Source organism: Kitasatospora sp. NPDC001540 (assembly GCF_042894345.1).
GTDB lineage: Bacteria > Actinomycetota > Actinomycetes > Streptomycetales > Streptomycetaceae > Kitasatospora > Kitasatospora phosalacinea_C.
This window is the reverse complement of the sequence record NZ_JBIAVO010000014.1, coordinates 1-13,355: the sequence shown is the minus strand read 5'-3', so window position 1 is coordinate 13,355 and position 13,355 is coordinate 1. Positions and strand designations below refer to the sequence as shown.

At 78.0% G+C, this 13,355-nt stretch carries 5 protein-coding genes and 1 pseudogene; 1 reads left to right on the top strand and 5 read right to left on the bottom strand.

The window, feature by feature from the left end; translation table 11 throughout:
* Positions 1 to 17: 17 nt before the first annotated feature.
* The 4 genes from ACFY00_RS18255 to ACFY00_RS18240 all read right to left on the bottom strand — a co-directional run bounded on the left by ACFY00_RS18255 (position 18) and on the right by ACFY00_RS18240 (position 12,047).
* Positions 18 to 3,419 carry a DUF4132 domain-containing protein gene (locus tag ACFY00_RS18255; protein ID WP_388032510.1) on the bottom strand — a complete coding sequence of 1,134 codons (3,402 nt, stop codon included), beginning with the start codon at positions 3,417 to 3,419 and terminating at the stop codon, positions 18 to 20.
* A gap of 121 nt (positions 3,420 to 3,540) precedes the next feature.
* On the bottom strand, positions 3,541 to 6,912 hold the full coding sequence (locus ACFY00_RS18250) for a DUF4132 domain-containing protein (protein WP_388032509.1): 3,372 nt from the start codon (positions 6,910 to 6,912) through the stop codon (positions 3,541 to 3,543).
* 71 nt (positions 6,913 to 6,983) lie between these two features.
* A complete protein-coding gene (locus ACFY00_RS18245; RefSeq protein ID WP_388032508.1) occupies positions 6,984 to 8,105 on the bottom strand; it encodes a hypothetical protein in 1,122 nt (373 codons plus the stop codon).
* A 552-nt stretch (positions 8,106 to 8,657) separates the two neighbouring features.
* The gene (locus ACFY00_RS18240) at positions 8,658 to 12,047 is read right to left on the bottom strand and encodes a DUF4132 domain-containing protein (RefSeq protein WP_388032507.1); all 3,390 of its coding nucleotides are present in this window, start codon (positions 12,045 to 12,047) and stop codon (positions 8,658 to 8,660) included.
* A gap of 137 nt (positions 12,048 to 12,184) precedes the next feature.
* Between ACFY00_RS18240 and ACFY00_RS18235 the strand changes: the two genes are divergently transcribed.
* A complete protein-coding gene (locus ACFY00_RS18235; protein WP_388032506.1) occupies positions 12,185 to 12,880 on the top strand; it encodes a maleylpyruvate isomerase family mycothiol-dependent enzyme in 696 nt (231 codons plus the stop codon).
* 90 nt (positions 12,881 to 12,970) lie between these two features.
* Here ACFY00_RS18235 and ACFY00_RS18230 read toward each other — a convergent pair.
* Positions 12,971 to 13,355 (bottom strand): annotated as a pseudogene (locus ACFY00_RS18230) (DUF4132 domain-containing protein); the annotation flags it as partial.

Below are 13,355 nucleotides of genomic sequence, written 5' to 3'. Positions count from 1 at the left end.
GGCCGCGACCGGGCGGGTCAGGCGAGCCGGGTCAACTCCTCCAGTTCGGCCAGGAGTTCGGAGAGGACGAGGGGCGGCAGGTCGCCCAGGCGCTGGCCGGGGGTGGCGGGGGTGGTAGAGGCGGCGGGCTGCGGGCCCACGGTGAGGCCCAACCAGGCTTCGCACAGGCGCTGTTCGGGCTGGACGGTGCGGCTGGCGCGGCTGGCGCGGCTGGTGCGGCTGACACGGCTGCCGGGGTCGAGGCCCGGGTCGAGGACCAGGTTCAGGTAGCGGCCGCCGGGCAGCGGCCTGGCCAGCGCGGCGCCGCTGCTCCGCCAGCCCCGGCGGAGCAGGGCGAGCAGGGCGCCGGCCGGGACGGTGCGCCCCTCGAACCGGCGCAGCCGGTCGCCCGCGGCCTCCTCCGGAGGCAACACCCGTACCGGGCGGCCGAGTTGCGGGAAGGGCTGGAGGATCTCGTAGTCGGCGAACAGCTCGGACCAGGCGTCCAGGTCGTCCCCGAGGTGCACCGGGTGGGCGAGCCGGACGGTCGCGTCCGCGGCGAGCCGGAACGGCTCGTCGTCGCGGTCGGCGAAGGTGCGGTCCTCGGCGATCCGGAAGGGCACCCGGTCGGCGGTCCACAGCAGGCGGCGCACGGGGTGCCGGAGCAGCGGGTGGGAGACCAGGAGCGTCCGGAACTCCTCGGCGCTCCACGACCGTTCGGCGACCATCGCGTGCTCCAGGTGGGCGATCAGGCCGTCGGCCAGGCCGCGCACCTCCTTCTTCAGCGCCGCGTACCGCCTGCGGGCCGCCGCGGCCCGTTCCGGGTCGTCCCCGGCGCCCGGCGCGGGCGGGTTCGCCCGGCGCACGCCCGCCGCGTCCAGCAGGTACGGCCGCAGGTGCTCGTCGAAGCGGACGGTGAACTCCCGTCCGCCGTAGTCGAGTCGGGCCGTCCCGTCGGCGTCCAGGCCCAGGCCGGGCACCTGGCGGTCGCCGAGCTGCTCGGGCGTCAGCCCCAGCGCGTCGGCGAGTTCGGCGGCCCCGGCCAGGGCGCGCTCCCGCACGGTCCTGGACGAGGCGCCCCGGCCCAGGGCGTACAGGTGCCGCAGGGCGGTGTCGGTGCCGATCGCGGCCAGCGCCTCCACGACCTCGGCCGCGCCGCGCCCCGACCAGCCCGACAGCGCCCGGGCCAGCCGCTCGGCGGTGCGGTCGTCGCCGAACCAGCCCAGCGCGCTGAGCGCCCAGCTGGTGTCGGCGGGCGCGCCCCGCGTCCGCCACTCCTCGAACACCTCCTCGCAGAACGCCGTCAGCGCACCGGGCGCGCACACCTCGGCGACCTGCGCCAGACCCGGGTACGGCCCCTCCGGCCCGCCCAGCGACAGCATGGTCAGCACGTGGCGCACCGCCTGCTCCGGCAGTGCCGCGCCCGAGGAGGCCAGCAGCAGTTGCGGCAGCGTGTCGACGGCCTGCGCCAGCCGGTTGGACGGGATCCGGACGGGCAGCGCGGCCACCAGCGAGTCGGTGTCCAGCAGTTCGGCGACGGCCTCCTCCGCCTCGGGCCCGTACCGCTCCGCCACGGCCGCCGTCAGCGCCCCGGCCCCGGCCCGGGCCGCGACCAGCCGCAGCGCCTGCTCCGCCTGCGACCGCTCCGGGCCCACCGGGCCGAACGCGTCCGGGGCCAGCAGCAGCGCCCCCGCGACCCCGTGCCGGGCGAACCACGCCCGGGCCTCCGCCCGGGCCCGCTCGCGCACCAGGCAGCGCGCCATCAGCCGCGCCGACTCGACGTCCAGCACCGGCCGCAGCAACGACGCCCCGGTGGCGGGCCACCACCGGGCCACGTGCTGCACCAGCCGCACCGCGTGCAGGCCGTACGCGGCCAGCACCGGACGCAGGTAGGCCCGCCCCTCGCGGACCTGCCGCGGCCGCCAGGAGCGCACGACGGGGGCGAGCACCTCCCGCGGGCCCTGGTGCAGCACCCGGCACAGGTACCAGAGGTCCTCCTCCTCGCGCACCGCCTCCGCGGCCGCCGGCCAGTCGACGGGCTGCCCGCCGTCCGCGCCGCCCGGGCCACCCGCGTCGGCGGCCCAGGCGTCGAAGCGGTCGGTGCGCGCCCACTCCTCCCGCTCGCCCTCCTGCCAGCGCAGCGCGCAGCGGGTGTCGACCGTCAGGCCGGTGAGCACCCGCGGCACCGGGCGGTTGCCGCGCCGCCACGGCGGCGCGACCAGCAGCGCGGGCAGCTCCCGGGGCGGGGCGGTCGGCGCGGGCGGCCGGGCGCCGGGCCGGGAGCGGACGTAGGCGGCCGTCCCGTCGGCGGCCGCCTCGGCGTCCAGCCGCTCCAGCAGCGCGGGCAGCAGCGGGCCGAGGCCGCGCAGGTGCCGGTTCAGCAGCCGCTCGGCGACGCCGTCGCCGCCGCGCGCCCCAACCGCCAACATCCTTGCCGCGCGCACCGGGTAGCGCTCCAGGGCGCTGTTCAGCGCCCGCGCGGCGTACCGGTCGGTGGCGTGCTCCAGCAGGGCCCGCAGCGCCTCGTCGGTGGGGAACGCCACCAGCTCCGGGGCCAGCACCCCGACCGGGAAGTACCCCGTCCGGCCGCGCATCGCGGCGGCCAGCAGCGGCACGCAGCCGGTGCCCAGGCCGTCGGCCAGGGTGGCGACCAGCGCGGCGTCCCACTCGCCCACCACCGGCCGGGCGTCCAGCCGGGCCGCCTGCCTGGGGCGGCCGACCGAGGCCAGCAGCAGCAAGCGGCGCAGCCCCGCGTCGGGGGCGTCGTGCGGCGGCAGCTCGTCCAGGCAGGCGTCCACCCAGCCCTCGGCCTCCGGGAACAGGAACGCGGTCAGCACCCGCCCCAGCGCGGTGCCCCGCTCCTGCTCCGCCGCCGCCCGGGCCTCCCGGTACGCGGACTCGTCGGCGACCGTCACCAGGTGGCGGACCTGGTGCAGTGCCCAGCACTGGGCGGACCGCGCCGTGAGCGGCGCGCGCTCGTCCCGCCGCGCCAGGGGCCAGCCGGTCGTGGTCACGGCATCCGGGTGCTCCACCGCGAAGGCCGCGATCGAGGCCCGGACGGCGAACCCCAGGCCGTGCTGCACCGTCCACCGGCCGACCGGCTCGGCCACCATCTCGCGGTGGCCGAGGTACGGCTGCGCCAGTTGCGACAGCACGGCCGCCGCGCCGAGCGGGTCGGCCGTCCCGGCCAGGTACGCGCGGACGGCCCGGCAGAGGACGGGGTCGCTGCGCGGGTCCGCCAGCGCCGCCCCGATCCGGCCCCGCCCGGCCTCGACCAGCGCCTCGTCGGCGGCGACGGTCCGCGCCGTCGGCCACTCGACGGGCGACACCAGCGTGCCGCCCCGCCGCGGCAGCGCGCTCCGCTCCTGCCTGCGGCCCGGCGGGACGAAGGCGTCCTCGTCCGGCAGCGCGACCGCCCCGCCCTGCGTTCCGTGCTGCACGCCCCGCTCCTCCCGCCCCGGTGATCTCCGGGGCACCGTAGCGGGCCCCGCCGACAGCAGCCGTGCCGACCGCGGGCCCCGTCGGCAGGGCTGCTGTCGGCAGCGGACAGCGGGGCGCGGATCAGGCGGAGCCGGTCAACTCCTCCAGGTCGGCGAGGAGTTCGGAGGCGGTGACGGTGTCCAGCTCGGCGAAGGGACGGCGGTGCCCGGCGCGCTCGGCGTACCGGCCGGGGCGGGTGCCGAGCCAGACCTCCCGCAGGGTCTGCTCGGGCTGGGGGTCGCTCGAGGCGTAGGGCACGCCGGGGTCGAGGACGACGCTCAGGCGGCGGCCGTCCGGCAGCTTCTTGTAGGCGATCCGCTTGTCCTCCTGGTCGCTCACGTACTCGGTCGACCAGTCGCTGCCGCGCCGGAGGAGCGCGCGCACCGCCTCGGTCGGAGCGGTGCGCCCCTCGAAGCGCGACAGGCGGTCGCCGACGGCCTCCTCGGCGGTCAAAGACCTTACCGGGCGGCCGAGTTGGGCGAAGGGCTGGATGACCAGGTAGTCGGTGAACAGCTCCGTCCAGAGCGGCAGGGCCGGGCCCAGGAGGGCCGGGTGGGCGAGCCGGACGGTCGCGTCCGCGGCGAGCCGGAACGGCTTGTCGTCCTGGTCGGCGAAGGTGCGGTCCTCGGCGATCCGGAAGTGCACCCGGTCGGCGGTCCACAGCAGCCGTCGTCCGAGGTGGCCCAGCAGCGGGTGGGCGAGGAACAGCGACCCGAACTCGTCCGCGCCCCAGGCGCGTTGGTCGAGCATGGCGCGCTCCAGCCGGAGCACCTGGTCGGCGCCGACGGTGCGCAGCTCCTTCTTCAGCGCGGCGTACCGCTTGCGGGCGGCCGGGGCCAGCTCCGGATCGTCCCCGGCGGCGGGCGCGGGCGGGGCGGCGCGTCGCCTGCCCGCGGTGTCCAGCACGTACGGCTGCAGGTCGGTGCCGAGGGCGACGGTGAACTCCCGTCCGCCGTAGTCGAGTCGGGCCGTCCCGTCGGCGTCCAGGCCGAGGTCGGGCACCAGGCGGTCGGCGAGCTGTTCGGGCGTCAGGCCCAGCTCCAGGGCGACCTCGGTGACCTTCTCCCGGGCCCGGGTGCGGATGCCCGCGAAGCGCACCCGCTGGGAGATGCCGTGCAGTTGGGCCAGCGCGGCGTCGGTGCCGATCGCCGCCAGCACGTCCAGGCCCTCGGTGGCCCGCTGGCTGCTCTTGTACCCGGGCCACCGGCGCACCACCGCGGCCAGCAGCCAGGCGGTGTCGTCGTCGCCGAACTCGCCGAGCTGGGACAGCGCCCAGCTCTCCTTGGCGGGCATCCCGGCCAGCCGCCACTCCTCGAACACCGCCCAGCAGAACGCCGCCCACGCCCCCGGCGCGCACGCCTCGGCGACCGGCGCCAGCCCCGGGTACGGGGCCCCCGGCTTCGACAGCGCCAGCATGGTCAGCACCCGGTGCACCGCCTCCGGCGGCAGCGCCGCCCCCGAGCGCAGCGGCAGCGGCGGCAGCAGCTCCGCGGCCAGCCACTGCGGCGGCTGCGGGAGCCGCGCGGGCAGCGCGTCCACCAGCGGGTCGACGGACAGCACCGCGGTGACGACCTCGGCGGCCGCCGCCCCGTACCGCTCCGCGACGGCCGCGACCACGGCCCCGTCCCCCTCCCGGGCCGCGACCAGCCGCAGCGCCTGCCCGGCCGCCGTCCGGGCCGGGCCCACCGGGCCGACCGCGTCCGGGACCAGCAGCAGCGCGCCCGCGACGCCGTGCCGGGCGAACCACGCACGGGCGGTGCGGCGGACGGACTTGCGGGTGACCAGGCCCTCCGCCATCAGCCGGGCCGCCGCCACCTCCCGCACCGGCAGCAGCAGTGGCGCCATCTGCGCGGGCCTGGCCCGGACGGTGCGCAGCGCCACCGGGACGGCCGCCGGGCCGTACTTGGCGACGACCGGACGCAGCGACTCCAGCCCGTAGTACAGCTCGTCCGGCTCCCAGCGCAGCAGGTGCGGGGTCATCACCTCCACCGGTGCCTGCCACAGCAGTTGGCAGCGCGGCCAGGTGCCGTGGGCCTCGACGAACGCCCGCGGGCCGAACTCGGCCCAGTCGGTGTCCTCCGGGTGGATCCGCCACTCGTGCGAGGCGAGGGCGCGCTCCATCCACGACTCCCGCTCGCCCCCCTGCCAGTGCAGTGCGGACGACCCGTCGACCGCCAGGCCCTCCACCACCCGAGGCCGCCCGGCCCGGCGCGGCCGCTCCCACGGCGGGGACGCCAGCACGGCGGGCCACTCCCGCTCCGCGGCGGCCGGTGCGGCCGGGCCTGCGGCGGGCAGCGACCGCAGGAAGGCGGCCGTCGCCGAATCGACCCGCTCCAGCAGTACGTTCAACTCACCTGCCAGGGAACGCAGTTGGCGGTCGAGCAGGTGCCGCGCCGTCCCCTCGCCGCCTTGCGCGGCCGCCGCCAGCAGGCGCAGCGCGCGCACCGGGTAGCGCTCCACGGCCCGCCACAGCACCGGCGCCACCCACCGGTCGTCGGCCCGCTCCAGCAGCGCGCCGAACGCCTCGTCGGCGGGGAACTCCAGCAGTATTTCCGCGAGTTGGCGCGCCGCGTCGCCGCTGTCCAGCTGGCGCAGCGAACCGGCGAGCAGCGGCACCGCGTCCGCGCCGAGGCCGTCCGCGACGGTCGCGGCCGTCCCGGCCCACCAGCGGTACCAGCCCACCCGGGGGGCCAACCGGTCGACCTGGGCCCGGCTGCCGAGCGCCGACAGCATCAGCACCCACACCGACCGGCTCTGCCACTCCGGGAGTTCGTCGATCCAGGCGTCCACCCAGCCCGGCGCCTCCGGGAACAGGAACGCGGTGCCCGTCCGCCGCAGCGGCCCCGCGCCCCGCTCCCGCTCCGCCGCCGCCAGCGCCTCCCGGTAGGCGCCCTCCCCGGCGACCGACAGCAGGTGCCGGGCCCGGCGCAGCGCCCTGGCCTGCTCGGCACCGTAGCCGTGCGAACGGGGGTCGGCGCCGATCAGGGCCGGGGACGGGAAGCCGGGGCGGGAGCGCCAGAAGCCGACCTCCAGGGTCGCCACGGCGGCCCGGACGGCGAACGCCAGGCCGTGCCGCGCCGTCCAGGCGTCCACCAGCGCCGCCCCGCCCGGGTCGTCCTCCGCGTACAGCGGCGGCAGCATCGCGGCGACGCAGGCCGCGCCGCACGCGTCCGGCTCGCCGTCCAGGTACGCCAGGGCGGCCCGCGTCAGCTCCGGGTCGGAGGCGTCGGACGCGACCACCCGGCCGATCCACTCCCGGTGCCCGGCGACCAGCGCGTCCTCGGCGGCCACCGCCGCCGGGCCCGGCCACCCGGTGGGCGACGGCACCCCGCCGCGCCGCGGCACCACCAGCGCGCACCAGCCGGACGGCCACGCGAACGCGTCCTCCTCCGGCGCCCCGTCGCCCGCCCCCGCCTGCCGCACCGCGCCTCCCGCACCCCGTCGAACGATCACCGCCCCAGGGTAGCCAGCGGCCCCGACACGGCCGGAGCCGGTCGCGCCGGGGCCGCGGGAGGCCCCCGGGGTCAGAACGCCGAGGTGTACGCCAGCAGGAACGGCGCCAGGACGGGCGCGCCGCCGGGGTTGAAGCAGAGCGGGGCCAGCTTCACCGTGCCCGAGCTGCGCGTCCAGGGCAGCGCGAGCTGGCACCAGCCGGGGCCGCTGCCGTACGCGGTGACCTGCGCGTGGTCGGGCGGCACGGCCACCCCCGGCATCAGCACGGTGGACGGGACGCCCGCGCTCAGCGTGTTGGCGCCGCCCACCGAGTTGAAGTTCGTCCCGGCCGGGACCGCGCCGTTGTACCAGAGGTACCCGAAGGACTTCGGCGGGTACGCCGGGCCGTGCACCGCCCGCTTGACCGAGTAGCTGAGCGTCCAGGCCGTGTCGTACGGCGCGTTCGCCGCGTCGAAGCAGGCCACCAGGAAGGTCTGCCCGCTGCTCGACGGGTACCAGCCCGCGACCTTGCAGCGTGCGCCCTGCACCGCGTCGACCGCGGTGACCTGCACGTCACCGACCTCGGTGGTGGAGCCCAGGCCGGGCAGCCAGGCCTTCCAGATGCCGGTCGAGCCGTGGCTGGACAGGTTCGCCCCGCCCGCCGAGTTGTACTGGGTGACCAGCGTGCCGGAGGGCAGCGAGTACAGGTAGCCGTGGTCGCCGCCGGGCGGGGCGGGCGTGCCGGAGCTGCTGGTGAACAGCACCGTGAACGGTGAGTTCGCCGGGGCCCCGGCCGGGCTGTAGCAGGCCACCTTGACGTCCAGGCCGGTGCCGACGGTGCCCCAACCCACGACCTGGCACCAGACCCCGGTGCGGTTGACGGCGGTGACGTGCGCGATCCCGCCCGGGCCGCCGATCAGCGGGAAGTGCACCACGTACGCGCCGGTGCCCGCCGGGTCGACCTTCACCGGGTTCGCCGCCGGGGACGCCCAACTGCCCCACTGGCGCGTGGTGTCGGGGACGTAGCCGGGCGGCGGCGCCGGGAGGTCCAGGTAGGCGAAGCCCCAGCGGTCGGGCACCGCGGCGTGCGCCGGGGCGGCCGCCGGGACGGCCACCGCCAGCAGGGCGGCGAGCAGGGCCAGGACGAGCGGGACGAGGCGGGCCCGGACGCGCGGGCGGGCGCCGGGCGGTGGCGGGACGGCGTGGACGGACATGGGTGAGACCCCCAGGGTGGTGAGGACGGGTGCCGACTGCGTACGGGGCGTGCGCTGGGAACTCCCGCCCGGGGCACGGGCCGTGGCCGGTGCACGGGCCGAGGCCGGTGCGCCGCCGGGGGCGCCGAGGACGTGCCGGGGCACGGGCCGGTGCGCGGGCCGGGGCCGGGCGGGTCGAACGGTTCGGAGCGGGGAGCCCGACGTCACCGCGGCGGGCCGCGGTGCGCGGTGGAACCCGGGCGCGGGCATCGGAACCCGGGGCGCCCGGTGCTGTCCGGTCGACGCCGGCTGCCACGGCGTCCGGCCGTCGGCGGCCGCTGCCGCGGGGCCGGGGCCCGGCGGCGACTCACATCGTAGGGGCGGCGGGCCCGGCGGCCCAGCCCCCCGGCGCCCCCGGACCCGGCGGTTCCCGGCCGATCCGGCCCCCGCCCCGGGCGCCCGCCCCGCCCCCGCAGCCCCGCCCCGCCCCGCGGGTCACCCCACCCGCCGCGCTGCGCCCCAGCGGGCCGCCGGAGCCGCGGGGGCGAGGTGGCCGGAACCGCCCGGCCGGGGTCAAGACGAGGTCAACTCCTCCAGGTCCGCCAGGAGTTCGGAGGCGAGGACGGGAGGGAGGCTGCCGAACCGCTCCTCGCCCCGGTGCTGCTCCGGCCGGTAGTGGTCCGGGGCGGTGCCGAGCCACACCGCCTCGACGGTCTGCTCCACCGCCTCGGCGGGGGCGCGCAGTTGGACGCCCGGGTCGAGCTGGACCACCAGGTGCCGCCCGTCCGGCAGCGGCCGGTGGAACCAGCCCGCCACGCCGTCGTCGCCGTACTCGATCTCCTCGTGCCCCCAGCCCTGCCTGGCCAGGGCGAGCAGCCGCCAGACCGGGACGGTGCGCCCCTCGAACCGGTGCAGCCGGTGGCCGGCCGCCTCCTCCCGGGTCAACTCCAGTGCCGGTCGGGCCAGTTGCGGGAACGGCTGGAGGATCTCGTAGTCGGCGAACAGCTCCGTCCAGGCGGCGAGTTCGGCGGGCGTCAGGTGCAGCGGGTGGGCGAGCCGGACGACGGCCGCCGCGGGGAGGTGGAACGGCTCGTCGTGGACGTCGGCGAGGCTGCGGTCCTCGGCGATCCGGAAGGCGGTGCCGTCGGCCGTCCAGAGCAGCCGCCGCACCAACGGCCCCAGCACCGGGTGCGCGACCAGCAGGTCGGTGAACTCGCCCGCGCTCCATGACCGTTCGGCCACCATCGCGTCCCGCAGCCGGGCGGTCCACGCGGTGCTGAAGGCCCGGACCTCCTTCTTCAGGGCGGTGAACCGCCGACGCCCGGCCGCCACCAGCTCCGGGTCGTCCGCGGCCGCCGCCGCAGGCAGCGCGCTGCGCCGCCTGCCGCCGGAGTCACGGACGTACGGGCGCAGGTGCTCGTCGAGGCCGACGGTGAACGTCCGCGGGCCGTAGTCGACGACGGTGCTGCCGTCCGCCGCCAGGCCCAGGTCCGGCACCAGCCGGTCGGCGAGCTGCTCGGCGGTCAGGCCCAGCGACTCGGCGACCTCGGCCACCCGCTCCCGCGCGCGGGCCCGGAACGCCCCGGTCCGGGCCGTCCGGGCGATGCCGTGCAACTGCGTCAGCGCGTCGGGGCCGCCGATGGACACCAGCACGTCCAGGCCGTCCGCCGCGCGCTGCCGGGAGAGCAGCGGCAGCAGCGGGACCAGGCGGCGGGCGGTGGCGCCGTCACCGAACTCGCCGAGCGCGTGCAGCGCCCAGGCGTCCTTGGCGGGCATCCCGGCGTGCCGCCACTCCTCGAACAGCGCCCAGCAGAACGCCGCCGCCGTGTCGGCCCGCAGCGCCGGGGCGACCACCGCCAGGCCCGGGTACGGCCTGCGCGGCAGGCCGAGCTGCAGCATCGCCAGCAGGTGCCGCACCGCCGCCGGGGGCAGCGCCCCGCCCCCGTCGGCCAGCAGCACCTGCGGCAGCACCTCCGGCCGCAGCCAGCGCGGCGGCTTCGGCATCCGCCCCGGCAGGGTCCGCAGCAGCGCGCCCTCGCCCAGCACCTCCGCGACCGCCGCCGCGGCCCGCTCCCCGTACCGCTGCGCCACCGCCGCCGTCAGCACCTCCGCCCCCTGCCGGAGGGCCACCAGCCGCAGCGCGTGCTCCGCCGCCCGCCGCTCCGGCCCGGCCGCGCCGACCGCCGCCGGGACCAGCAGCAGCGCCCCCGCCACCCCGTGCCGGGCGAACCACGAACGGGCCACCCGCTGAACGGACTTGAGCTCCAGCAGGGCGCGCGCCATCAGGCCCGCGGTCGCGGCGTCCCGCACCGGCAGCAGGGCGTCGGCGACCTCCTCCGGGCGGTCCCGGGCGGCGAGGTGCAGCAGCCGCAGCGCGGCCGTCCCGTACCGGCCGAGCACCCGTGGCAGGTGGCCGCCGCTGCTCACGCACTCCGACGGCCGCCAGTGCGCCAGCCGCGGCAGCACCAGCTCGGCCGGGCCCCAAGCCAGCAGCCGGGCCGCCCGCCAGTCGAAGACCTCCTCCGACAGCTCCCCGAGCACCCGCGCCCAGTCGGTGGCCACCCCGTACCGCCAGTACGGGTCGCCGCCGTTCGCGAACGCCGCCTCCTCACCCTCCCGCCACACCAGCCGGGCCTCCGAGTCGGCCACCAGCCCGGTCAGCGCCTCCGGCGTGCGGGCGGCCCGCCGCCGCGTCCACGGCGGGTCGACCAGCAGCGCGGGCAGCCGCTCGGGCGCCGCCTCCGGCAGCGGCTCCCGCGCCCCCGGCAGGGCCAGCACGAACCCGGCGTCCGCCTCGTCCAGCCGCGCCAGCAGCTCCGGCAGCCGCGGACGCCACAGCGCGACGTGCCGGTCCAGCAGCTCGCGGGCCGCCCCGGCGTCCGCCCCGCCGCCCCGCGCCACCGCCGACAGGACCCGCACCGCCCGAACCGGGTACCGCTGCACCACCTCCAGCAGCAGGGCCCGGCCGGACGGATGGCCGATCCGCCCGACCAGCGCGCGCATCGCCCCGTCGGTGGGGAACTCGGCCAGCATCCCCAGGAGTTCGCGCTGTCGCTCGCCGTACGTGTACGGGTCGACCGCGCTCGCCAGCAGCGGCGCCAGCGCCGGGCCGACCCGGTCGGCGAGGGTGGCCACCAGCTCGGGCGTCCAGTCCCGGCACACCCAGCCGAACTCCGGCCCGAACCGCTCCACCTGCGCCGCGCTGCTCAGTACGGGCAGCAGCAGCGTGCGCAGCACCTGGGCGGTGCGGCTGCGGTCCCCGGGCAGCTCGGCCAGGCATTCGTCCACCCACTCCGTCCGCTCCGGCACCAGCTGCGCGATCGCCGCCCGCACCACCGGCGTGGTCCGCAGCTGCGCCAACTCCGCCACCACCGCCGCGCGTTCGGGCTCAGGTGCCTCGGCCAGCGCCTGCCCGGCGGCGGCCAGCAGGCCGTACTGTGCCGTCAGGTCGAGGTGCTCCTCGCCCTCCAGGTCGAGGACGGCCGCCCGGTAGCGCCACGCGGAGCCCGTCCACTCCCGGACGAAGTCCGCCTCCAGGGCGGCCAGCACCGTCCGGACCGCGAACGACAGGCCCGTCCAGGCCGCCCGGTCCGCGAACTCCCGGCGCAGGCAGTCGGGTTCCACCGAGGTGCGGACGATCCGGGCGGCCAGCGCCGCCCCGACCGGGCCGCCCTCCCCGCGCAGGTACGCCCAGGTCGCGGCGGTCAGTTCGGGGTCGGCCCGCTCGTCGGTCAGCAGTTCCTCGATCAGTCCGGCCCGGTCGTCCAGCGCCCGGACCTCCCGCCGGTAGGCCTCCTCCGGGTCCACCACCGGCCGGTCCGCGGCAGGGTCCCCGCCCCCGCGGCGCGGCACCACCAGGGCGCGCCAGGCCTCCGGCAGCACGAAGGCGTCCTCGTCCGGCAGCCCGGCCCCCGCTGCCCCCTCGTCCGCCGTGCCCGCGTCGACCGATCCCCCGTGCCACATGCGCCCCTCCAACTCCCGATGATCAAAAGGCCATTGGGGCCAGACCCTAACCGCAGCAGCGGACAGCCCGTCCGGGCAGCTGGGCGGGTACGGGAACCCAGCGGTTTTCCGACCACCGGGGGAGGTATGTTGACGCCGTGGACTACGCGGACTACTTGGTGGAACTCCGGCGCGAACTCGACGATTTCGGCGCCCTGCTGGACGGTGACCTGTCGGCCCCCGTCGAGCACTGCGGCAACTGGAAGCTGGCCGACCTGGTCGTGCACATGGCCGCGGGCAACTACTGGGTCGTCACGGCCGTCCGGGAGCGGCGCGGCGACAACTACGACGAGTCCGACGCCCCCGGCGACCCGGACGCCCTCCGGGCCTGGTACGCCGACAGCGCCGACGACCTGGTGGAGGCCCTGTCCGTCGACCCCGCGACCGAGGCGTGGACGTTCGTCCCGCCGCACACGGTCGGCTTCTGGCGCCGCCGCCGCACCCAGGAGACCCTGGTGCACCGCTGGGACGCCGCGAACGCGCTCGGCCTCCAGCAGCCGCTGAACGCGGAACTCGCCGCCGACGGCGTCGCCGAGGTCTTCGACACCATGGCCCGGCGGATGATCGCCCGCGGCGCCGCCACCCCGCCCGACCGGGCCCTGCGCCTCACCGCCACCGACAGCGCCCGCTCCTGGACGTACGGCCCCGGCGAACCGGTCGCGGAGGTCGCCGGCACCACCGAGGAACTGCTGCTGATGCTGTGGGGCCGCAGGCCGCGCGAGAGCGACGCCCTGACCTGGGCGGGCGACCGCGCGGCGGGGCTGGGCGTGCTGGCCGGGCCGCTGGTCCCCTGAGCACGGCCTGCGGAGGGAGCACCCCGCGCAGGGAACACCCGCAGAGGCCCACGGCCCGCCCCCGGTCGACCGGGGGCGGGCCGTGCGTCGTCAGCCCGCCGTCAACCCTTCCAGGTCGACCAGGAGTTCGGAGGCGGTGACCGGGTCCAGGTCGCCGAGCCGCTCGCGCCGCTCTCGGCTGTTCGGCCAGTAGCCGCCCGGAGCGGTGCCCAGCCACACCGCCTCGAGGGTCTGGTCGCCGAACTCGTTGACGTGGCCGACCGTGATGCCCGGCTGGATCTCGATGACCAGGTGGCGGCCGTCCGGCAGCGGCTTGTGGAGCCAGCCCTCCACGCCCCCGTCCAACGGCACGCCGCGCTGCCAGCCGCGTTTGGTCATTCCGAGCAGCCGTCCCACCGGGAGGGTGTGCTTCTCGAACCGGTGCAGCCGGTGCCCGGCCGCCTCCTCGGCGGTCAGCGCGGCTGTCGGGCGGCCC